Origin of the sequence: Amycolatopsis roodepoortensis, assembly GCF_014873915.1 — a bacterium.
In the GTDB taxonomy this organism is placed as follows: domain Bacteria; phylum Actinomycetota; class Actinomycetes; order Mycobacteriales; family Pseudonocardiaceae; genus Amycolatopsis; species Amycolatopsis roodepoortensis.
Map to the genome: position 1 here is coordinate 1,080,660 of NZ_JADBEJ010000001.1, position 22,832 is coordinate 1,103,491.

14 protein-coding genes are annotated in these 22,832 nt (G+C 69.4%); 10 read left to right on the top strand and 4 right to left on the bottom strand.

The features are described 5' to 3' along the window. The first annotated feature begins 291 nt into the window (after window positions 1-291). The gene (locus H4W30_RS05145; RefSeq protein ID WP_192741720.1) at window positions 292-1,440 is read left to right on the top strand and encodes an epoxide hydrolase family protein; all 1,149 of its coding nucleotides are present in this window, start codon (window positions 292-294) and stop codon (window positions 1,438-1,440) included. Window positions 1,441-1,510: 70 nt separating this feature from the next. After that, a complete protein-coding gene (locus H4W30_RS05150) occupies window positions 1,511-2,308 on the top strand; it encodes an alpha/beta fold hydrolase (RefSeq protein ID WP_192741721.1) in 798 nt (265 codons plus the stop codon). Here H4W30_RS05150 and H4W30_RS05155 read toward each other — a convergent pair. Then, entirely contained in the window at window positions 2,301-5,006 is a 2,706-nt protein-coding gene (locus tag H4W30_RS05155) for an AfsR/SARP family transcriptional regulator (RefSeq protein WP_192741722.1), read from the bottom strand. The genes H4W30_RS05150 and H4W30_RS05155 overlap by 8 nt on opposite strands. A gap of 123 nt (window positions 5,007-5,129) precedes the next feature. On the opposite strand from H4W30_RS05155, the gene H4W30_RS05160 reads away from it, so the two are divergent. From H4W30_RS05160 to H4W30_RS05175, 4 genes are all read left to right on the top strand, one after another. Then, on the top strand, window positions 5,130-5,618 hold the full coding sequence (locus H4W30_RS05160) for a DUF4440 domain-containing protein (protein ID WP_192741723.1): 489 nt from the start codon (window positions 5,130-5,132) through the stop codon (window positions 5,616-5,618). A 390-nt stretch (window positions 5,619-6,008) separates the two neighbouring features. Then, the gene (locus H4W30_RS05165; protein ID WP_192741724.1) at window positions 6,009-8,123 is read left to right on the top strand and encodes an EAL domain-containing protein; all 2,115 of its coding nucleotides are present in this window, start codon (window positions 6,009-6,011) and stop codon (window positions 8,121-8,123) included. 211 nt (window positions 8,124-8,334) lie between these two features. After that, window positions 8,335-9,912 carry a substrate-binding and VWA domain-containing protein gene (locus tag H4W30_RS05170; RefSeq protein ID WP_225948771.1) on the top strand — a complete coding sequence of 526 codons (1,578 nt, stop codon included), beginning with the start codon at window positions 8,335-8,337 and terminating at the stop codon, window positions 9,910-9,912. Window positions 9,913-9,920: 8 nt separating this feature from the next. Continuing rightward, on the top strand, window positions 9,921-11,666 hold the full coding sequence (locus H4W30_RS05175) for a hypothetical protein (RefSeq protein ID WP_192741725.1): 1,746 nt from the start codon (window positions 9,921-9,923) through the stop codon (window positions 11,664-11,666). On the opposite strand, the gene H4W30_RS05180 is transcribed toward H4W30_RS05175, so the two are convergent. Next, window positions 11,660-12,364, bottom strand: a complete 705-nt coding sequence (locus H4W30_RS05180; RefSeq protein ID WP_192741726.1) for a class I SAM-dependent methyltransferase — start codon at window positions 12,362-12,364, stop codon at window positions 11,660-11,662. The genes H4W30_RS05175 and H4W30_RS05180 overlap by 7 nt on opposite strands. Before the next feature lie 40 nt (window positions 12,365-12,404). On the opposite strand from H4W30_RS05180, the gene H4W30_RS05185 reads away from it, so the two are divergent. Continuing rightward, the gene (locus tag H4W30_RS05185; RefSeq protein ID WP_192741727.1) at window positions 12,405-16,334 is read left to right on the top strand and encodes an alpha-(1->3)-arabinofuranosyltransferase; all 3,930 of its coding nucleotides are present in this window, start codon (window positions 12,405-12,407) and stop codon (window positions 16,332-16,334) included. Window positions 16,335-16,483: 149 nt separating this feature from the next. Beyond that, window positions 16,484-17,389 (top strand): hypothetical protein, encoded by a 906-nt coding sequence (locus H4W30_RS05190; RefSeq protein ID WP_192741728.1) that lies wholly within the window; start codon window positions 16,484-16,486, stop codon window positions 17,387-17,389. A 7-nt stretch (window positions 17,390-17,396) separates the two neighbouring features. Here the strand turns inward: H4W30_RS05190 and H4W30_RS05195 are convergent, their stop codons facing one another. Then, window positions 17,397-18,596 carry a lipopolysaccharide biosynthesis protein gene (locus H4W30_RS05195; protein WP_192741729.1) on the bottom strand — a complete coding sequence of 400 codons (1,200 nt, stop codon included), beginning with the start codon at window positions 18,594-18,596 and terminating at the stop codon, window positions 17,397-17,399. A gap of 69 nt (window positions 18,597-18,665) precedes the next feature. Here H4W30_RS05195 and H4W30_RS05200 point away from each other — a divergent pair, with 69 nt between their 5' ends. Continuing rightward, window positions 18,666-20,357 (top strand): hypothetical protein, encoded by a 1,692-nt coding sequence (locus tag H4W30_RS05200; RefSeq protein ID WP_192741730.1) that lies wholly within the window; start codon window positions 18,666-18,668, stop codon window positions 20,355-20,357. Window positions 20,358-20,360: 3 nt separating this feature from the next. After that, window positions 20,361-20,540 carry a DUF2613 domain-containing protein gene (locus H4W30_RS05205; RefSeq protein WP_126736791.1) on the top strand — a complete coding sequence of 60 codons (180 nt, stop codon included), beginning with the start codon at window positions 20,361-20,363 and terminating at the stop codon, window positions 20,538-20,540. A 925-nt stretch (window positions 20,541-21,465) separates the two neighbouring features. On the opposite strand, the gene H4W30_RS05215 is transcribed toward H4W30_RS05205, so the two are convergent. After that, a complete protein-coding gene (locus H4W30_RS05215) occupies window positions 21,466-22,698 on the bottom strand; it encodes a glycosyltransferase family 4 protein (RefSeq protein WP_192742438.1) in 1,233 nt (410 codons plus the stop codon). Window positions 22,699-22,832 lie beyond the last annotated feature (134 nt).

Here is a 22,832-nt window from a genome sequence, read left to right on the forward strand (position 1 = left end):
TGCGGGGCCATTCAGGTCAGGACATTGTCGTAAAGGGAACTTTCACGCATCGGATGCGGTGAAGCTCCCTTCGCCCCTCCATGCTTGCTGCCAGCGGGCCGTGTCGCGAAAGCCACTTTCGGGACATCAGACGTCGCGAAAGTGGCTTTCGCGACACGCTCGGCCATGAGCACGCCATGAGCGGCGGTGGCCTCACCGTGAAGGGTCACGGACGACCGCGCCGCGTTTAGTCGACTGACTGCCGGGCCATTCAGGCCAGAATCTGGCCTGAATGGCCCCTACGGTCGCCTCATGACCGACATCGAGCAGTTCCGCATCGACATCCCGCAGTCCGATCTGGACGACCTGAACGACCGATTGGCCCGCACCCGCTGGCCGTCGGCGCTGCCCGGTGCCGAGTGGAGCAGGGGCGTTCCCGTCGCGTACCTCAAGGAGCTGGCCGAATACTGGCGAGACGGCTACGACTGGCGCGCGTACGAGAAGCGGCTCAACGACTTTCCGCAGTTCACCACCGAGATCGACGGACAGCGGATCCACTTCCTCCACGTCCGGTCGCCGGAACCGGACGCGATCCCGCTGATCATGACGCACAGCTGGCCGAATTCGATCGCCGAGTTCCTGAACGTCCTGGGGCCGCTCACCGATCCGCGAGCCCACGGCCTCGATCCGTCGCGCGCCTTCCATGTCGTCGCGCCGTCCTTGCCGGGTTTCGGCTTCTCGCAGTTCCCGGAGCCGGCCGACCAGCGCCCGTGGGACATCGCGCGAGTGGCGCGGATCTGGGCGGAGCTGATGAGCCGTCTCGGCTACGAACGCTATGGCGCGCACGGAAACGACGCCGGAGCGCTGGTGACACCCTGTCTCGCGGTGCACGCGCCCGACCACGTCATCGGCTCGCACATCACGTCCGGGCTCGGCGTGCCGACCGGCGATCCCGCCGAGTTCGAGGGGCTCACCGAACGGGATCAAGCGGAGCTCGCGGGGCTGCTGGAGCGTTTCGCGGGCGGCAGCGGATACGCGCCGTACCTGACGAACCGGCCGCAGACGCTCAGTTTCGGCTTCCTCGATTCGCCGGTCGCGCAGCTGGCGTACCTGGTCGAACGGTTCAAGGAGTTCGACGGCTGGCCCGAGGGCTCGGCGCCTGCCGAGCCGATCGACCGCGACCTCCTGCTCACCAACGCGACCTTGTACTGGCTGACCGGGACCGGTGGCACCTCGCTGTGGCCGTACTACGAGGGAGCGGCGGCGATGCCGATCGACCAGACCGCGGTGCCGACCGGCGTGTCGCACGGCGGGCCGTCCGCGCTGTGCACGATCGCCACCCGCAAGAACGACATCGTGCGCTGGGCGGATCACGAAAGCCCCAGCCATATGGTCGCGATGGCCGTCCCGGACGACGTGGTGGCCGAGCTCCGGGAATTCTTCGGAAATCTCCGGAAGTGATGTCGAGCGGTGGTCGTCGGCTCCGACCCAGGGACGAAGCTAAAGTGCGAAAGACCCCTTGGAGGACCTGATGACCACCTCGTTCGAGACCGTCACCTCGGCCGACGGCACCTCGATCGCCTTCGATCGCACCGGGCAGGGCGCGCCGGTGATCCTGGTCGGCGGCGCGTTCAACGACCGGACGACCGTCGCCGGCCTGGCCGCGACGCTGGCCCCGCACTTCAGCGTGATCGCCTACGACCGGCGCGGACGCGGTGACAGCGGCGCGGGCGCGGTCTATTCGGTGGAGCGCGAGGTCGAGGATCTCGCCGCGCTGGTCGAGCACGTGGGTGGTTCGGCGGCGGTGTTCGGGCACTCGTCAGGCGCGGTGCTGGGCCTGGAGGCCGCCGCGAGAGGCGTCGCCATGACCAGCCTCGCCGTGTATGAGCCGCCGTATGTCGTCGACGACAGCCGTACGCGGCCCGCGGCCGACCTTTTCGACCGCGTCCGGGCGTTGATCGCCGACGGCGACCGCGACGGCGCGGCCGAACTGTTCCTGGTCGAGGGGACAGCCACCCCGGCCGAGGTCGTGAAGGGGATGCGGGACGACGCGATCTGGGCGTGGTTCACCGGCCTCGCCCACACCCTGCCGTACGACCTCGCGCTCTGCGGTCCCGGCAACGTGCTGCCCGCGGACCGGCTGGCCAAGATCGTGGTCCCCACGCTCGTCCTCGACGGCGGGGAGAGCGACGCCTGGATGCGGGCGGGCACCCGCGCGGTCGCCGACACGGTCCCCGGCGCCCGCTACGCCACCGTCGAGGGGCAGGACCACGGCGTCCTCCGCCAGCCGGACACCTTGCGCGATCTGCTCACCGGGTTCCTCAGGTGACGACCTTCAGCGGTTCGGGGGACAGGCCCATCGCCGCGTAGTGGTCGCGTGCGGCGCGGGTCTGTCCCAGCCCGGCCAGCGCCCGGGCCTCCTGCAGCCGGTAACCGATCCGCCTCGCCGTTTCCAGCGCGAGCCGGTGCCGTCCGAGGCCCGTCGTCGTCTCGCCGAGGGCGAGACAGGCGGTGCCCAGGCTGTTCGCCGCCATGGACAGCAGCAGCGGATGGTTGAGCCGGGTGAGGATCGCGCACGCGCGCTCGGCTTGAGCGCGCGCGTCGCCCGGCCGGTGGGCGAGCAGCAGGGCTTCGGCGAGGTCGATCCGGCTCCATGCCTCGCCGAACAGGTAGCCGAGTTCGCACGAAGCGGCGATCGAACGCTCGATGGTCTCGAAGGCTTCCTCGAAGTGGCCGAGCCGGGCGAGGACGAGACCGAGCTGGGCCGAACTCAGAATCATGCCGCGGTCGTCTTCGCGCAGCGCCACCGACCGCCGGGCCGATTCGAGCGCGTCGTCGAGGTCGCCGAGGACCTCCTGCGTGTTGCTGAGGTTGGTCCACAGCGTCGCGGCGGCGTCGGTACCGCCGTCCGCGACGGCCAGGCCGTCCCGATAGAACCGGATCGCTTCGGCGTAACGGCCGAGCATGCTGTGCAGGGCGCCCGCCCGGGACAGCGCGATCGCTTCGGCCGCCCGATCGCCGGATCTCCGGACGACGTCGAGCCGCTCCATGGCGCAGTCCATTCCCTCGGTGAGCCGCCCGTTCTCCCAGAACGCCAGGGTGAGACCCGCCAGGCTCAGCTGGATCGCGTGCGGATCCCCGATCCGGCGGGCGGCGGCGACCCCGGTCCGCGCCACGGCGAGCAACTCGTCGAGATACCCGTTCTCCCGGAGGTGTTCGGTGGTGTCCTCGGCGATCCGCCAGGCGTACTCGTCGAGGCCGGCGTCGAACGCGTGGCGCGTCACCGCGACCAGGTTCGCCCGTTCCCCGCGGTACCAGCCGGGGCCGCCGCCGTCGCGGTAGTGATCGAGCAGCCTGGTCATCGCCGGACCCGATTCCTCGTCGCGCGCGACGCTGCGGGCGTGCTCCGCGATCAGGTCGTGGAACGCGTAGCGGCCCAGCGCGGGCTGCCTGAGCAGATGCGCGTCGAGCAGGTCCTCCAGCAGGCCTTCGGCCTCGGGTTCGCCGACACCGGCCAGCGCGGCCGCCGCGGGCACCCCGATGTCGGTGCCGGGATTCCGCCCCAGCAAACGGAACATCCGCTGCTGTGCGGAGTCGAGCTCCCGATAGGACAGTGCGAAGGCCGCGGCCACGTCGCGTCCCGCGACCTTCAGCTCGGCCAGCCTGTCGTGTTCGGAACCCAGCCGTTCGGCCAGGGTCGACACGGTCCACTGTGGACGATTCTGGAGCCGTGCCGCGGCGATCCGGATCGCCAGCGGCAGATTCCCGCACAACGCGGCCACACCCGCATCGGGTCGTCCGGACGCGGCCGCGAACAGAGCACCCGCCTGTTCGTCGGGCAGGACCTCGAGACTGATCGACGCGGCGCCGTCCACGGCGGCGAGGCGGCGCCTGCCGGTGACCACGAGCGCGACCGTGGCGGAACCCGGCAGCAACGGCCTCAGCTGTTCGGCGCTCGCGGCGTTGTCGAGCACCACGAGCAGTGACCGCCCCGCCGTTCTGGCGCGCCAGAGCTCGGCCCGGCGGTCCACACCGCCGGGGAGCCTGCTCGCCGGAACGTCCAGCTGGCCGAGCAGCGCTTCGAGCGCGGCCTCGGGTGAAAGCGGTTCGCGGGCGGGGGAATGCCCGTGCAGATCCACGAACAGCTGCCCGTCGGGGAAGTCGGCGGCGAGCCGGTGCGCGACATGGACGGCGAGCGCGGTCTTGCCGACACCGGCCATCCCGTCGACGGCCACCGGGCGGCCGAGGCGGAGGGCGTCGAGCAGTTGGCCGATCTCGGCTTCCCTGCCGGTGAAATCCGGGACGTCGTAAGGGAGGAAGCAGCGGGTCTTGCCGTATTCCGGCTCGTCGCGGAGGATCCGCTCGTAGAGCTCGCGGAGCTTCGGCCCGGGTTCGATCCCGAGTTCCTCCACCAGCCGCGTCCGTGCCTGCCGGTAGACGTTCAGCGCGTCGGCCTGCCTGCCCTGCTGATGCAGTGCGCGCATGAGCAACCCGGCGAACGGTTCCCGGAGCGGATGTTCGGCGACCAGCGCCGTCAGCTCCGCGACGGTGTCCTCCCCGGCGGAGATCTCCTCGTCGAGGCAGCGCTCTACAATGGACAGACGGCGCTCGTCGAGCTCTTCGGCCTCGCCACGCAGCACCATACTGTCCACACCGGACAGAGCGGGGCCGCGCCAGCACGCGAGTGCTTCGCGGAACTCGCCTCGCGAGACGTGCTCCTCGAACGTGCGCAGGTCGAAGGCGCGCGGACGCAGGACGAAACCCGGCCCCTCGGCGGTCAGGACGTCATCGGCGGCGCCCTCGGCGACGAGTGCGCGTTTCAGCGCGGTGGTGAGATTGCGGATCTGCCGGGTGGCGGTGGCGGGCGGGTCCTCGTCCCAGACGACGTCCACCAGCCGCGAGACCGAGACGACGCGATCGGCGCCGAGCAGCAGCGCGGCCAGGATCCGCTCCTGCCGTGAGCCCGCCAGCTTCAGCGCCCGCGCGCCGCTGCGGCACTGCACCGGACCCAGAATCCGAAACTCCATCGCACCCCCTCCCGCGAGGTTAACCGGCGGTCCGCCCGCGCCGGTGCGGAAGTGATGCAGCTGTGATGCGCCGTCCGGCGAACCTGCGGGGGACGGAATACGGGACGTGATGAGGAGAATCCCATGCGCAAGCGGTATTACGCGGCGTTGGCCGGGGTGGTCGTGGCGGCGGCTGGAATCGCCGTGCCCGCCGCGGCGGCGGCCAGTGACCAGCGGGCGGAGACGGAGCGGCAGGCCTGCCAGCGCGCGTTCGACCGCGCGGTCTGGGAGGACATGGACAGCTTCAACAAACGTGACGCGGCCCGCTACCGGGCGATCATCCACAAGAACATGGTGACCATCGGCCGCAAGGGCCAGACGATCATCGGCTACGACGCCAATGTCGACCCGGTGATCGACGTGCAGTTCAAGCTGCCGTACGAGTGGAGCATGCCGTGGACGGTGACGCACACCGTCGTCGAGGACTGCAAGATGGGCTTCGCGATCCTCGACGCCTACTACAAGGCTCCGTCGCAGAACATCGACCGGCACTACACGATCAGCCTGACGCTGGTGCGTGAGCACGGCAAGTGGCAGGTCATCAAGGACACGGTGACCGACGTGCTGCCCTGAGGGGGTCGTGAGTGGTGATGACGCCCTTCGTCATCACCACTCACGGGGGTGCGGCGGGCTGACGGTGAACGTTCGATCACCACGTGTAGAGTTCATGGTCCTTCCGAGCGTCCCGATTCCGGAGAGGGTTCTGTGAGAATGCCGCTCGATACACGGACAGTTCCACGCGACGGAAAGCACCGAGGCGCGGCTTTCCGCTTACGTTCTGTCCGGTGCCGGACATTCGCCGGTCTTACAACGCAACGCGTATGGCCGAGGGACAAGACGGGAGTCGCAGTACCGTAGGGTGACCACCCGATTGGATGATCGGTGAACCGTGAGTACGGTTAGAGAATCGTGGAAGATGTTTCTCCACCACGGAATACGAAAGCGACCCCAGGACCGGCGGACGTGACTGCCCCACTTCCGGACGGCGATGAGTTCCCCGTATCGCCGGACGCCCCGAAGAGAACTTCATCCTCCGCATCCCCGAAGCGGAAGAACACCGCGCCGAGCCGCGCCACGCTGGCCCGCAAATGGGCCTACCTGGTCACCGGTACGGCGTATCTTCCGTATACCCACGCCCAGATCGAAGAGCATTTCGCCGCTCTCCTGGACCAGGTATTCGCGGCGGTGCAAAGTGAAGACCCCGAGCCCGCGCAGGCCACCGAAGCCGGCGCGCGGCTCGTCGCGCTCAGATGCGTCGGCCCGGACAGCCTCCGCCGGACGATGGAGGTGCTCGGCAAGGGGCTCTTGCACGAGCCGGAGTTGCAGAGCGTGAAATCGCTCCCCGAACGGGTCCTCCAGGTGCTCGGCGCGCTCGCGGCGGGCTACGGCGAGGCGTTGCGCGAGAGCATCCAGACCCAGCAAGAGGATCTGAGCCGCACCATGGTCACGCTCGAACGGGAGACCCGGCGTGAGCTGGTGCTGACCCAGGCGCGCTTCGAGCAGCTCTTCACCGGTTCGGCCACCGGCGTGGCCGTCACCAGGGTCGACGGCCGCGTCCAGCGGGTGAACCCCGCGTTCGCCGAAATGGTGAACCGGCCCGTCGCCGACCTGACCGGGGTGAACCTCTACGACCTCGTGCACCCGGACGACGCCGACGGCCTGCGCGAGGGCTACCGCAAGCTGCTCGACGGCAAGAGCCAGCGGCTTGAGCTGTCGCGAAGACTCGTGGCCGAGGACGAGGAACCGACGTGGGCCGGTTTCACCGGCGCCGTCATCCGCGACCCGGCGGGCGAAGCCCAGCAGTTGATCACCCTGGTCGCCGGCGACACGGACGTCTCCCTGCTGCAGCGGCAGCTGAGCCGTCAGGCCCTGCACGACCCGCTGACCGGCCTGCCGAACCGGCAGTGCTTCGGCACCCGCCTGGAACGGGCGCTCCGGCACGCCGACCCGTCCTTCGGCGTCACGGTCTACCACCTCGACCTGGACGGTTTCTCCCTGATCGCGGGCGGGCTCGGCCAGAAACAGAGCGACGACCTGTTGAAGAACGTCGCCGCGAAACTGCGGGCCGTCGTCGGCGGCGAGGACGCGCTCGTCGCCAGGATCGGCGGCGACGAATTCGGCATCCTCATCCAGAACACCGCGGCCAGCCCGGACGTCGCCACCGTCATCGGCATGATCAACCACGAGCTCGCCGAACCGGTCTACCTCGACAGCGGGAGCGGGGTGGCGGTTTCGGCCTGTATCGGGGTCGTGCACCGGCCACCGAGGGACATCGCGCCGAACGAGCTGCTGCGCGTCTCCGGGATGACGCTGCGCCGGGCGCAGGCCAACGGCTACCGCCAGTGGGCGCTGTCCGACTCCGTCCTCGACACCAGGGAACGGCACGAGTTCGGCCTGGCCGTCTCCATGGCGGGCGCCTGGGAGACCGGTCAGCTCGAGGTCGGCTTCCGGCCGTTGACGTGGCTGGCGGACAGCAGGCCGGCGGGGATCGAGGCGAGACTCGCGTGGAACCACCCGCGCCACGGCCGGATCGGTCACGACACCTGCGTCCGCTTCGCCGACGAGACCGGTCTCATCGTGCCGCTGGGCGAATGGCTCATCCGCACCGCCTGCGAGGAGGCGGACGACCGGCTCCCGATGGTCGTGGGACTGACCCCGCACCAGGCCGCGGACCCCGATCTCGTCGGATCGGTGCGGACCATCCTGACCACGACCGGACTCGGGCCGTCACGGCTGCGGCTGGGCTTCCCGGCCGGCGCCTTGCTCGCCGAACTCGGCGAAACGGTGGACAACCTGCATCTCCTCGCCGAGATCGGCGTGGACGCGGAACTGCAGGACTTCGGCGCGGCCGGTGACGTCGTCTGCCTCGTCGACGTGCCCGTGCGGACGGTCCGGATCGCGCCCCGGCTGGCGGAGCGGCGGACGGAACCACTGGCGGAACGTTCGCTGCGGAACCTCATCGACACCGCGACGATGGCGGGCGCGACGGTGATCGCGGACGGGATCGACTCGACCGGTGACGCCGGATGGTGGCAGAACGCCGGTGCCCACATCGGTGCCGGAAGGTATTTCGGTTAGGCAGAACTCGCGTGATCAGAGGCGTAACTCACGAGTTACGCCTCTGATCACGCGAGTTACGCCTCTGATCACGCGAGTTACGCCTTCAATCACGCGAGTCACGCGTTCGGTTAGGCCGTTTGCCGTAGCGGAGCGCGCTAAGTTACCCGAGGGTTGACGTTCGCGGGCGGATTGGGCAACATCCCAGGTCCTCACCCCGCACCTCGGAGGCATGCACATGCAGGTAGGCCCGAGGCGTGGCGGGCGTTTCAACGCGCCCGTCGTCGTCTTGAGCCTGTTGCTGGTGATCGCACTCGGCGCCTGGTGGGGCGTGGACTATCTGCGGGCACGGTTGGCGGGCAACGGTTGCGACGCGCTGACGCCGGTCGAGATCACCGCGGCACCCGACGTGGCACCGGTGCTCACGCGGCTCGCGAAGACCGTGCCGCAGGAAGAATGCTTCAGCGTCAACGTGACCGCGAAGGAGTCGGCCGAGGTCGCCGATCTGCTCGGGACCACCGCCTCCGGCGGGCCCGACGTCTGGGTTCCCGAGTCGAGCACGATGTTGTCGCAGGCGAGGGACGCCGGCGCGTGGAACCTGCCGGAATCCGGTCAGTCGGTGGCGAATTCCCCGGTGGTGCTGGGACTTTCCGACGAAACGGCGCGACGGTTCGGCTGGCCGGGAAAAGCTCCCGCTTGGCAGGAGATCCTCGACGGCTCCCCGGTCGGGATCCCGGACCCGGCGCGTGATCCGCTCGGCGTCGCCACGCTGCTCGCCCTGCGGAAGCTGACCGAGAAGGAGCCCGATCCGGCCGCGGCCTTCACCGCCGCCATGCGAAAACTGAACCCCGCGTCGGGGCAGGCCCCGGCGACCGAACAGTCGGTACTCGCACGGAATCTGGTGGCCGTGTATCCCGGTGTCCCGGTGCAGGGGTTCGATTACCCGTATGTCGTGCTGCCCAAGGCATCCGAAGCGTCGAGGACCGCGGCGGAACGTTTTCTGCGGCTGCTGCTCGATCCGCTCGCCGGCAGCATCTTCGCCGACGAGGGATTCCGGGCGCCCAGCGGCCAGTTCGCCGTGCCGCGGGCGCAGGACAGCCGGACCGACCCGGCGCCCCAACCGCCGGGGCCGCCGCCGGTGGCGGACCTGTATGCCGCGCTCCAGGCTTGGGCGGGGACGAACCTGAGCGCCCGGGTCCAGGTGCTGCTCGACGTCTCCGGTTCGATGGCCGCCGCCGTGTCGGGGACAGGGAAGAGCCGGATGGAGCTCACGTTGCAGGCCGCGACACAGGGGCTCGGACTCTTCAAACCCTCCACCGAGCTGGGCTTGTGGCTGTTCTCGACCAAATTGGACGGTGACAAGGACCATCGGGTCCTGTTGCCGATGAAGACGATCGCCGAGCAGAAGTCGTCGGGCGGGGTCGAGCGGCTTCAGGCCGTGCGGCCGAAGGCCGGCGGCGCGACTGGGCTCTACGATTCGATCCTCGCCGCGTATCAGAACGCCAGGCAGAACTGGAAACCCGGCCGGATCAACCTGGTCGTCGTCCTCACCGACGGCCGCAACGAGGACAGCGAGACGATCGGGCTGCCGCGGCTGCTGGAGGAACTGGGTAAGCTCCAGGACCCGAGGAAACCGTTGCCCGTCATCGGGATCGGCATCGGGCCGGATATCGACGCGTCCGAACTGCGGCAGGTTTCCACCGCCACCGGCGGGGATTCGTTCACCACCCCCGATCCGAGGAAGATCTCGGACGTCTTCTACCAGGCGCTGAGCAAGATCATGTGCCAGCCGCCGACCTGCAAGAATTGAGGCGATCCGTGCTCCTCCGGGGGAAAAGACCTTCGCCGGTCGTGCTCGCCGCGTCGGCCGCCGGCGTGATCCCGTTCGTCCTGCACGCGTGGGCCGCGCTGCGTGGCAGCCTCGCGCAGGACGATTTCGTCATCACCTACCACGCCGCGAAGTCGGGCCCGTTCGACTTCGGCTACTTCTTCCAGGACTACCACGGCCATCTCGCGCCGGGCGGGTTCCTGCTCGCCGACGTGCTGACCGCGTGGGCACCGCTGAACTTCGCCGTGCTGATGGCGCCGGTCCTGCTGATGCAGGCGGCGTCCTCCGTGCTGCTGTGGGCGGTGCTGGTGCGCTGTTTCGGCCGCCGGTGGGGGATTCTCGTCCCGTTCACGATGTTCACGACGTCGACCTTGCTGCTCGTCCCGACGTTGTGGTGGGCGTACGCCATCCAGATCGCGCCGGTTCTCCTGGCCGCCACCGCCGCCCTCCACGCGCACGTGCGGTATCTCGCCGACGGCGGGCGCTGGGCGATCGCCACCGTGGCCTGGACCGTGTTCGGGCTGGCCTTCTACGAAAAGGCCGTGTTCATCCCGGTGCTTATCGCCGGGATCACCGTGCTGCTCGGGATTTCCTTGCGCCGGCACCTCGTGCTCATGGGTGTCCTCGCCGCCGTCCTCGCGGGCTACGCCGTCGTTTTCCTGGCCTTGACCACGAGTCAGGTCGGGCAAGGCGGCGGCGCGGTCACGGTCGGCACGGTCGCGGACATGACCGCCCGGATGCTCGGTGACACCCTCATCCCCGGACTAGTGGGCGGGCCTTGGTCGGGTCCGGGCCCCGGTGCGACGTTCGCCGCTTCACCCGTGGCGGTGCGGATTCCGCTGCTGCTCCTGGCCGTCGTGGTGCTGGTCGCCGGGATCCGCGTGGGCGGGCTCCGGGCCAGGAAGGCGTGGCTGCTGCTGGGCTTGGTATTCGTGGCGGACATCGGGCTTTCGGCGGCCACCCGGCTCACCGAGGTCGGCCCGGAACTGGGCAGCGATCCCCGTTACGTCGCGGACCTGGCGCTCGTCGTCGCGCTGTGTCTCGCTTTCGCCTTTCTCGAGCCCAAACTTCTCGACCGGCCTTCGGATACCGTGCCGTCCACGGCGAAACGCCCGGTCGCCCTGGCGTTGTGCCTCGCCCTGCTCGCGAGTTCCGCCGTGGGGTTCTCCCGGCTGGCGCCCGGGCTGCGGTTCGACCACTCCCGGGAGTTCCTCGCCAACGCGCGGGCCTCGATCGAACGGGATCCCGATCTCGTGCTGTTCGACACCGCGGTGCCGAACGACGTCCTGCACGGCTGGTTCGGCGAAAACGCCCGCACGTCACGGGTGGTGGGCCTGATCCCGGGTTTCCAGTTCGACCAGCCGACGAGCCGGATGTCCCTTTTGGACGATTCGGGTACCGCACGGACGATCACCGGGGTGGAGCCGGTTTCCCGCGGCGTGCCCGGCCCGGTGGCGGGCTGCGGGTACACCGTCGGCGAGCAACTGGTCCGCGTTCCGTTGGACACGCCCGTTCTCGGCCGCTATCTGCTGCGGATCGACTACTTCACCTCGGACGGCGGCGAAGGGTTCGTGGACCGCGACGGCGCCCGTGTGCCGGTGTGGTTCCAGCCCGGGCTGCACACGATGTACCTGCCTATCGAGGGACTTTTCGACAAGATCGGCTTCCAGTTGTCCGCCAAGGGGGCTCCGGTCTGTCTCGCGAAGGTCGACGTCGGCAAGCCGCTCACTCAGTAAGGGTCGTACGGGCTGTCGTGGCCGAAGATCCTCGCGACGGGCGCCAGCCGGAGCCGCAGCAGGATCTTGATCCCGACGTTGCGCAGGAACCACGGCATCTGGGCGAGCACGCGCAGTCTGTCCTTCAACGACGGTGGGGAGAGCCGGAACCGCGCCAGCGACGTCGCGCGGTCGAGATAGGTGTAGCGCCGTCCGAAGAGGACTTTCGCGATCGTGCCGAGGGTGACGCCGATCGACGAAAAACAGTCGTGGACCAGGATTTCCCGGCCGTCGGTCAGGTTGGAAGACCAGCGCAGGTCGTCCGTGTAGGTCCAGTAGTCGTGTTTTCCGTCGATGTAGAGCAGCTGGATCGGGCGATCCCAGCTCGGGCGGAGCTTCGTGCTGTACTCCGCCACCAGTTCCACGACGTCCTCGACGCCGGCCTTCCGCAAGTTCGTCTCGAACCGTTGGCGTGTCGGCGATCCGCCGAACAGGCGGCCGTCGACGAACGGGTCGACGGCGACCACCCGCGCGCCGACCGTGCGGGCAGCACTGGCGAGCACGATCGTCGAACGCCCCTGGTGGCTGCCGATTTCGACGATGAGGTCGCCCTTGTCCAGGCGGCACGCCGCGTTCCACAAGGACAGGCCCTGCTCCCGCGTCATCCAGCCCTTGACGGGTTCGGCGAGCGACCACGCATCTTCGAAACCGTCTGTCATAGGGCGCATAGTAGCCACGTTTCCGCCTAGTATCTACCGGATGGTAACCCCCGGGGCGCTTGCGAAACGGCCGAGCACGTGGATCGTGCTGGCGCTCACCGTGCTGTCCTTTGTGCAGCGTCCCGGCAGGACGACGTTCGACACGAAGCTCGATCTGGCCGTGGATCCGCTCGCCTTCCTCGGCCGGGCGCTGCACCTGTGGAATCCCCAGGCGACGGCGGGGGAGCTGCAGAACCAGGCGTACGGCTACCTGTTCCCGATGGGACCGTTCTTCGCGCTGTGCCAGGCGGCCGGGATCCCGGTGTGGATCGCGCAGCGGTTGTGGTGCGCGATCCTGCTCTCGGTCGCCTTCGGTGGCGCCCTCCTGGTGGCCCGCGCGCTGAAAATAGGGAACGAACGTACTCGGCTGATCGGAGCAGTCGGTTACGCCCTGGCGCCGAGGATGGTCACCGAAATCGGTTCGCTGTCCTCGGAAATGCTGCCCGCCGTCCTGTTGCCGTGGGTGCTACTGCCGCTGATCCTCGCCGATCGCATCGGCTCGCCGCGCCGCGCCGCCGGGTTGTCCGCGCTCGCCGTGCTGTGCATGGGCGGGATCAACGGCGCGATGGTCGTGATGGCGCTGGTGCTCCCGGGATTGTGGCTGCTGACCCGGAAATGGCGGAGCACGCACGTCGCGCTGGTCATCTGGTGGTTCGTCTTCGTCGTCGGCGTGGTGCTGTGGTGGTTCCTGCCGCTGGTGCTGCTCGGCCAGTACAGCCTGCCGTTCCTCGACTACATCGAATCCGCGACCAACACCACGGCGCCGATGTCGTTGTTCGAGGTGCTGCGCGGCACGAACCAGTGGGTCGCCTACGTCGTGCAGGGCACGCCTTGGTGGCCGTCGGGCTGGGCGCTGATCGACCATCCCGTGCTGATGGCGGCCACCGGGCTGGTGGCCGCGGTGGGGCTGCTCGGCCTCGCGCGGCGTGGCCTGCCGGAACGGCGTTTCCTGGTGCTCGGCGTCCTGACCGGGCTGACGCTGCTGACCGTCGGCTATGTCGGCACGCTCGACAGCCCGCTGGCGGAATCGGTGCGGCATCTGCTCGACGGACCGCTCGCGCCGCTGAGGAACGTCCACAAATTCGAACCGGTGCTGCGACTGCCGTTGATGCTGGCGTTCGTGCACGGCATCACGAGCGCCGCGCCCGCGCTGCGGCGAAATCTGCGTCCCGCGCTGGGCGCCGTGCTGGTGGTGGCGATGGCCGCGCCGGTGTGGCTGCTGACGTTGCGGCCCGGACCGGGCTGGGACGAAGTGCCGGGATATTGGTACGACGCGATGGGTCACGTCGCCAAGGTCGACGCGACGGCGCGCACGCTGTTGCTGCCGGCGACGGGGTTCGGCGAGTACGACTGGGGCCGCACGGTGGACGAACCGGCGCAGGCCATCGCGGACAGTCCGTGGGCGGTGCGCAACCAGGTCCCGTTGGGTTCGGAGGGCAACACCCGCCTGATGGACTCCATCGACGCGGCGTTGGCCGACGGCCGAGGGGATCCCGGGCTCGCGGCGCTGCTCGCGCGATCGGGTTACCGGTTCCTGGTGCTGCGCGGCGACATCGACCGCGCCAAGGTCGGCGCGCCCGATTTCACGACGCTGCGCGCCGGGCTGGCCGGGTCTCCGGGGATCGAGAAATCGGCCCAGTTCGGGCCGCTGGAGGTCTTCGAGGTGAAACGGCCGGTGCCGCTCGTCACCGCGACGTCCGCGAAGGACGTCCCGACGGTCAGCGGCGGTCCGGAGAACCTGCTGCCGCTGATGAACTCCGGGCAGCTCGACCCCGGCACGCCGACGGTACTGACCGGGGACGGCGGTTCGCCGTCCGGGCCGAGGCTGGTCACCGACGGGCTACGCCGTGCCGAGCGCAACGTCGGCGGCGTGCGGGACAACCTGAGCCAGACGCTGACCGCCGGGGAGTCCGCGCGGCAGCAACGAGCCGCGCTTGACGTGTTGCCGTTTCCCGGCGAGCAGCACCAGACCGTGGCCGCCTACCGGGGAATCCGTTCGGTCGACGCGTCGACGGCGGCTTCGTTCGCCGACGCGTTCGGCGGTTCGGACCCGAGCCACCAGCCGTTCGCCGCACTGGACGGCGATCCGCGCACTGCCTGGCATTCGTCGAGTTTCACCGGTCCGATCGGCGAATGGCTCGAAGTCGAACTGGATACGCCGAGGCTGGTGAACTCGGTCGATCTCGCGATGGTCGACGACATCCGGGTCGGCTGGCCGGCGACCCGGATCCGGATCACCACGGACAACGGTTCCGTCGATCACCAGGTCGTCCGGGGCGCGGGGGCGCACACCTACCCGGCGCCCGCGGGGGTGACGCGCAAGGTGCGGATCACGTTGCTGTCGCTGGTGGTCGGCAGGCAGGACGGGAACGTCGGGATCTCGGAGCTGAAGATCCCCGATGTCGACCCGCAACGCGCGCTCGAAGTCCCCGCCGACCTCGGCCCTGGTGCGGCGCCGGGCTTCGCGTTCACGCGGGGCCCGCAACCGCGTTATGCGTGCGTGCCCGATGGAGGGCGCGTCCGCTGCGATGCCAACGTTGGCCGCGACGGCGAAGAGCCGGACGGGATCCGGAGGCTATTCTCGACGACGTCCAAGAGTGCCTACGAGTTCGGTGGCACCGTGCTGCCCGCCGGCGGCGGCCGGTTCCCGGTGACCTTGCCCGGCGTGCAGGTTTCGGCGACTTCGCAACTGGGCGGGGATCCCTCGGCGAGCGGATTCGCCGCGGTGGACGGGAATCCAGCGACCACGTGGCTGCCCGACGTCACCGATCTGCGACCGACGCTGACCCTGGACTGGGCGAAACCCCAGACGATCTCGGGGATCCGCGTCGCCGCCGACACGGGCGCGCCCGCGCGGCTGGAACTGACCACCCCGACGTCTAGCCGCTCCGTCGAACTCGACTCCTCCGGCGCGGCGACGTTCCCGCCCTTGGAGACTTCACAGCTGAAGATCGCGTTCGCCGGTCTCGACGACGACCAGCGGACGCGGCATTCGCTGGGCATCGGGAGCCTGTCCCTGACCGGGGCCGAACTTCCCGCCCCGGCCGCGGAATTCACGCTGCCCTGCGGATCGGGTCCGAACGTCCGCCTGGACGGCTTCGACTACGACACTTCCGTGCGCGGCACCCTCGCCGACTTCGTCGCGCACCGGCCGCTGACGCTCTCCGCGTGCCCCGATTCGGCGGGCGGCGTCGACCTGGCGGCGGGCGGACACGAACTGCGGACCGACCGGTCCGAGTCCTTTGTGGTCCAAGACCTGTGGCTGAAACCTGTCGGGCAGGCTTCCGGGGTCGCCGGACACCGTGCCGTCACCGTGGACTCCTGGGACGCGACGTCCCGCTCGGTCACCGTGGCGGGCGGTGACGAGTCCATTCTGGCCGTTCCGGAGAACGCGAACGCGGGCTGGACCGCTTCGCTGAACGGGACTCCGCTGGTGAAGACGCGCGTCGACGGCTGGCAGCAGGCGTGGGTCCTGCCGGCCGGATCCGGCGGTGTCGTGCAGTTGGAGTTCACCCCGAACTGGAAGTACCGGTCGGGTCTGCTGATCGGAGCGGTCGCGATCCTGCTGGTGCTGATCGGCGCCCTGTGGCCGGTCCGACGGCGACGTGTTTCGGTGGAGGCGGGCTCCGGGCGGGTGGTGCCGGTGGTGCTCATCGGACTCCTGGCCGTCCTGGGCGGAATGCTGCCGATCGTGCTGCTGATCGCCGTCCTGCTGGCCCGCCAGTTCAGCGAACGCGCGCCGCGGTACCTCGCTTTCGGCGGCATGGTCGTGGGAACGCTCGTCGCGGTGGTGGGGCGGCTGCTGGGGCACGGGCAGGAATGGGCTTACGGTCCGGTGACGCAGGCTTCGCTGCTGCTGGCGGCGGCCGCGATGGTGGCGACTTGTGTGCCTTGGTTCGCCGGTCGCGAGTCAGAGGGTGACAGAGCGTGAGAGGTGTGTGGAAATAGGGACATTGAACGTCCCTATTTCCACACACCCCCGCTTCAGCGGACCGGTCACGACGTGAGCCCGCGGTTTCTGTCGGTGGCCTGGCTCAAGCTGATCAAGTGCGAAAAGGGGAGTGGGCAAAGCACCCACTGATGATGAGCGGCCCGGCCGTGGCCGCGGTCAAGCGGCTCGAAGCGCTCGGTGTGCCCAGGAGGACCGTCTGGCGCCGATGTGAGCCCGGTGGTGTTTGGCGGATGCTGCTGCCCGGAGTCGTGCTGCTCGGAAACGGCGAGCCGACCGACGAACAGCGGATCGAGGCAAGCCTGGTTTTCGCTCGTGAAGGCGCGGTGCTCACCGGAGTGCCCGCGCTCAGGCGCTACGGCATGCGAAGACTGCCAGACACCAAGGAGGTGCACGTGCTGGTACCCGCCGAACGAGCGATCTCGAGCACCGGGTTCGTCCATGTCGAACGGACGCGGCGCCTGCCCACGCCACTGAACAGAGCCGGTGTGCCCACCGCTCCCGTACCGCGAGCGGTGATCGACGCGGCACGCCGAACACCCGATTCGGACTCGATCGTGGCGATGATGGCCGAAGCGGTGCAAGAACGGCATTGTCTGTCGCGGGCACTCGCCGTCGAAATCGACGAGCGGTCCCGGTTCGACGGAAGACTGCTACGGGCACTGGTGCCGATCCTGGGCGGTGCGCATTCGGTCGCCGAGGCCGACGCGTGGCATCTGTGGAGACGTTCGGGCCTGCCGGAGTTCCGATGGAATGTGAAGGTCTTCGACGCGGCGGGCCGGTTCGTCGCGAAGCCGGACGGTTGGTGCGACGAGATCGGGTTCGCCTGGGAAATCGATTCCCTTCGCTATCACGCCGACGGCGACCGCTTTCGCGCCACGCTCGCGCGAAACGCGCGTTATGCCGCTGCCGGGATCGTCGTTCTCCAAACCTTGCCGTCCCGGCTGCGTACCGAGCCGGACGCGGTCCTGGAAGAACTCAAGGCGGCGTTTGGGAGTGCGCAGCAGCGTCCGCGGCCTGACGTGCGCCTCGGATGAGTGCCGGTCACCCCCGCCGCGACCGCCATTCCAACACAGCACCGGACAGAGCCAAACCCCCGGCACAGCAAGCGGCGACGGTCACCACCTGAACAGCCGACGAGTGCAGCCATGCCGTCACCAACACCGTCTCCACCACCACGGTCGTCCACATCAGCAAGGTCACCCGCCGGTCACCGGCGGCGAGGCGCGAGAACAGCAGGATCTGCACCAGCGCGAGCATCGACCCGGCGAGGGCGAACGGCCAGACCGGCATGGTGCTGGCGGCGTAACCGGAGCCACCGATGAACGAAAGCAAGCGCGACCCGAAAACGAGGGACACGAAAAGGACGAAGGCGTCCAGTGCGGCGCAGACGGCCAAGGCGACGGGCAGGATGCGGCGCCGGTCGTCGCCGTTCGCGAAGCGGGGGAGCACCAGTACGCCGACGGCTTGGGGGAGCCAGTAGGCGATCTTCGTGACGATCGCGCCGAGCGCGTATTCGCCGGCTTCGGTCGCGGGGAGGGTGTGGCGCGCCAGCACCAGGTCCAGGTTCACCAGCAGGACCAGCGCCAGCATCGCCTGCGCCGCGTGCAGGACTTCGCCCGCGTGCCAGCCCGCCTTCCGCGGGCGCTGCCGTCCACAGAGGAGCCAGCCGCAGAAGATCACCAGGTACGAGCCGATCGCGGTCCCGGCCAGCGCGCCGGTGGCGTCGCCACCGATCAGCAGGCCGATCAGCGAGCCACCGACCTTGCCCACGCCTTCGAGCGCCATGAGCCCGGCCAGCCGGGAGAAGCGGCCGCTGCCCTGGAGCAGGCCGTGGAAGAGGCCGAGCAGCGTCAGCGGGCCGAGCGTGACGGCGAGCAGGAGCGCGGGCACCACGGAATCCAGGTGCAGCACGAAGACCAGCACCGGCGCCAGGAGCAGCCCGATGGTCGCGACGATGGCGCTCGTGGTGAGGCCGAGCGCGAGGAGGGTCCCGCTGTCCTGCGGTTTGCGGGCCACCCGCAGCGCGACCACGGTTTGCAGGCCCATCGCGGGGACGACGCCGATCACCAGCACCGCCAGCAGCGAGCTCAGCTCACCGAACGCGCTCGGCGCGAGCAGCCGGGCGGCGACGATGCTCAGCACGTAGGCGCCGGCGTTGTTGGCCGCCAGCACGAGGGAAACGAGGATCGCCGCGACACGCTTGTCGGTCCTGGTCGTTTCGACCTCGACGTCTACGCTCAACAGAGCTCCCATTACCGGCGAGTAATCTCCGCGACCATAACCGTGATCGCGGCGGAAAGGGAAGAGCAGTTGGACGCACGGCGTGAACGTCTCGTACTGGCCGCGGTGTCGGCCGCGCTGGCGACGCTGGTCTTCCTGCCCGTGCTCGGACGCGGCTTCGTCCTGAGTTACGACATGGTGTTCGCCCAGCGTCAGTCGCTGATCCCGGACGCGCTCGGGCTCGGTTCCGCCCTGCCGCGATCGGTACCCGCCGACGCCGTGATCGCGCTCGCGACAGCGGTGGTTCCCGGTGACATCGTCCAGAAAATCGTCTTGCTGCTCTCGCTGTTCCTTGCGGCATACGGCGCAGGACGGCTGGTTCCGACGGAGCAACTCGGTACGCGGATCGTCGCGGCCACCGGATACGCGTGGACGGCCTATTTCGCGGAGCGGTTGTTCATCGGGCATTGGCCGCTCCTGCTCACCTACGCCTGCCTCCCGTGGATCGTGCGCGCCGCCCTTTCCCTGCGCCGGAACGAACCGAGGGCGCTCGCGGGACTGGTGCTCGCCTGCGCCCCCGCGGTGCTCACGCCGCCCGGTGGTGCGCTGGCCGCGCTCGCCGCGATCGCGCTGGCCGGACCGCGGAAATTCGGCCACACCCTCGGTCTCGCCGTCGTGCTCAACCTGCCATGGCTCGTCCCGACGTTCCTGCACGACGGTGGCACGTTGTCCGACCCCGCCGGCGTGGCCGCCTTCAGCGCCCGCGCGGAAAGCTGGGGTCCGGCGATCCTGAGCGTGCTCGGCCTCGGCGGGATCTGGAACGGTGACGTCGTTCCCGGCAGCCGGGGCACCCCGATGGCGCCGGTGCTGATCATCGTCGCGGTCGCCGTGGCGCTGGCCGGGCTCCGCTCCCTCGCGCGAAGGTGGGGGACACCGCCGGTGAGAGCGTTGCTGCTGCTGGGAGTTCTCGGTGTCGTGCTCGCCGCGCTGGCGACACTGCCGTTCGGCGAACCCGTGCTGTCCTGGGCGATGGGGCACGTTCCCGGCGCGGGACTGCTGCGGGACGCGCAGAAATGGGTGGCCTGGTGGGCGCTTCCGGTCGCGCTCGGGTTCGCGCTGGCGGTCGAAGCCGCCGCCGCGCGCCTGCGGACCGGGGCGGCACGCAGGGCGCTCGTCGCGGCCGCCGCGCTCTTTCCCTTGCTCACCATGCCCGATCTCGCCTGGGGTGGCTGGGGAAGGCTCGAAGCCGTTCGCTACCCGGCGGACTGGAGCGAAGTGCACCGCGTACTGGCGGAAGACGACCGGCCCGGCGACGTCGTCGCGCTGCCGCTGTCCACGTTCCGGAGTTTCGCCTGGAACGACCACCGGACACAGCTGGACCCGGCGCCGCGAGCGCTACCGGAGACCGTCCTCGCCGACGACACATTGCGCGTCGGAGGCGAGGAGATCTCCGGCGAGGATTCCAGAATGGACCGTGTCCGCGCCGCGAAGTCGCCGGAAGACCTGTCGGCGGCGGGAATCGGCTGGATCCTGGTCGAACACGGGACGCCGGGGCGGATCGACCCGCGGTTGCTGACCGGCGCGCAACCGGTGTGGTCCGGTGACTGGCTCACGCTTTACCGCACTCCCGGTGAGCCCGCGGTGACCGGGACGCGATCACCGATCCTCGTGGCGCTGGCAAACGGAGTAGCGCTGATTTCGATCGCGGTCGCCCTGTTGTGCCTCAAGTTACCGGTGCGTACATTGAGCCGACGCAGGAATTCCCTGTCTCGGAAGGAGTAGGTCTTGGGCACCCTCATCGGCGCGGCAGCCGCCGTCATCATCGGGCTCGCGACGGCCGCGGGCGGGAGCTACGCGCTGACGACCACCGCGGATCCGGACGCCGCACCCCAGGTGCAGGCGAAGATCAAGGAGCAGTTCAACCCGAACTCGAGCCCCGAGCACGTCATTTACGGCAACCGCTGAGCCGGTGTCCGAGCTCGCTTCCGACCACGCCGGCCGGGTCGTCGGGCTCTACGGCGACCCCACCGTTTCCTGGAGCATCCTCCTGGAAGCGAGACTGTCTTCGTCGCTGACGCCGGAAAAGGCGCGGATGCGGCTGGCGGTCGCGGTCGAGGAACGGCCGTGGCTCGGCGCCGCTCCCGACGTCGTGGCCGTGTCCGGTAAAGAACTTCCGGCGATCCGCGACCGTTTCGCCGAGACCTCCTACGAGCGCGGCGCGCCGTTGCTCCGGGTCGCGGTCGGCGTCGACGAGCCCGTCGTGCTGATCGCCGCGCATCATGGCGCCCTCGACGGCCTCGGCCTGCTCGCGGTCCTCGGGCTGGCCCTCGACATCCCGATCTCGTCCGCCGCCAAGGGAATCGGCGCCCGCACGACCGATCGATCGTTTCTCGTGTCCGCCTTCCAGCGCCTCGCTGAGGCGCTTTTCGCGCCTCCGGCGAGAATCACCCCGGAACGTGCCGAAAGTGGCCCAGGAGACGTGTTCAGCGCGAGGATTCTCCCTCGCTCGCGGTTCGGTTCCGCGGCCTTCGCGGCGGCGGCCGCCAACCTGACCGAGACGTGGAACGCCCGGCACGGCGAGGAAGCCGTCAGGGTGGTCGCGGCGGTCGGTGCCTCATGGCGAAGTGGAGCCTCGCCGGAACCCTTGCACGACAGCGCGTTCTTCCGGTTGCGGCTCGGTGGGAAGCCCACCGTCGCCGAAGTGGGCGCGTTGCTGGCCGCCCAGCCGCCGGAACCCGATTTCCCCGCCCGCAGCAGCAGGATCGCCCGGCTGGGCACCCGGCTGCTGGCGAGCAGGCTCGGTTCGACCTACCTGGTTTCCAATCTCGGCGTCGTTTCGGCGGCGGACGCGGTCACCTCGATCGCGTTCTATCCCGCCGCCAGCGGCCGCTCAGGCGTGGCGTTCGGCGCGGTGACCGTCGGCGAGACGAGCACCGTCACCGTGCGCGCACGCCGCAAGGACTTCGACGACGCCGCCACGGCCGACCTGGCCGACGGGCTCGTGGAAGCGCTGCGGCGTCAGCACCCTGGGATGGGGGATGGCCACCCCGGCCACGTCGCGCACGAGTGATTCGAAGCGGTCCACGCTGTGTTCCCAGTCGAACAGGCCCGCCCAGGTGATGCCCGCCTTGCCCATCTCGTCCCGCCGTGCGCGGTCGGCGAGCAGCCCCTCGACCTGCGCGGTGAAATCGGCGAAGTCGTCGGCCAGCAGCCCGGTCTTGCCCTCCACAATGGACTCCGCCACCCCGCCCGCCGCCCGGTAGGCCACCGAGGGCACGCCGTGTGCGGCGGCCTCCATGATGACGATTCCCCAGCCTTCCTTGACCGACGGGCACAGGTGCAGCCAGGACCGTTCCAAGATCTCGTGCTTCTCGCGTTCGTCCACCCAGCCGTGCAGCCGAACGCGGTCTTCGACACCACGGTCGCGGGCGTGCTTGCGCAGGACCTCCTCCCACGGTCCCTGTCCCACGATCTCCAGCTTCAGCGTTGGCCAGCGCCGGCTCAGCTCCGCGACGACGTCGATGGCGTGCTCGATCCGCTTGTGCGGCACCAGCCTGCTGACCGCGACCAGCGTCGGCTCGGTTTCGCGGACGGCCTTGCCGCGCGGGGGAGCGTCCAAGCCGTTGGGTACCACGGTGATCCGCGAGCCCTCGACGCCGAGCCCCGCCAGTTCGCCCTTGGTGATCTCGGAAACCGTGGCGTAGCGGCAGTGCCGGAACAGCCACGGCGCCAGCCTCGACTCGATCCACCAGCCGATACGGCCCAGTGTCTCACCGAGCGCGCTGATCCACTGTTCCTTGTGGACGTGGTGCACCAGCACCAGAACCGGGCAGCCCGCGACGAGCCTGGCGAAGAACGGCATCCCGTTCTGGACGTCGACGACGAGGTCGGCGTGCGCCTTCCGGATCGCCCGGAGTGCGTGGAGGTAGACGCCGAACTTGTTGCCACGGCGGCGATAACGGACGCCGTCACGCCATTCTCCCGCGTTCGCGCCCGGGTACGCCGCGCACTGGATCTCGACCCGGTATCCGGCCTTGGCGAGCCCTTCGGCCATCCGCTCGACGTACCGCTCGGAGCCGCCGCCCTCCGGATGCCCGGTGTCGCGCCAGTTGACGAGCAGCACACGTGGCCTTTCCATCGTGGTTCTCCCAACCTGTTAGCGACAATGCTAGGTTACCGGTGCGTACACGGTAGATGAATCATTCTCGGAAAGCGATGGTTCGATGGTCGGTAATCGGTCGGTGACTCCAGCAACGA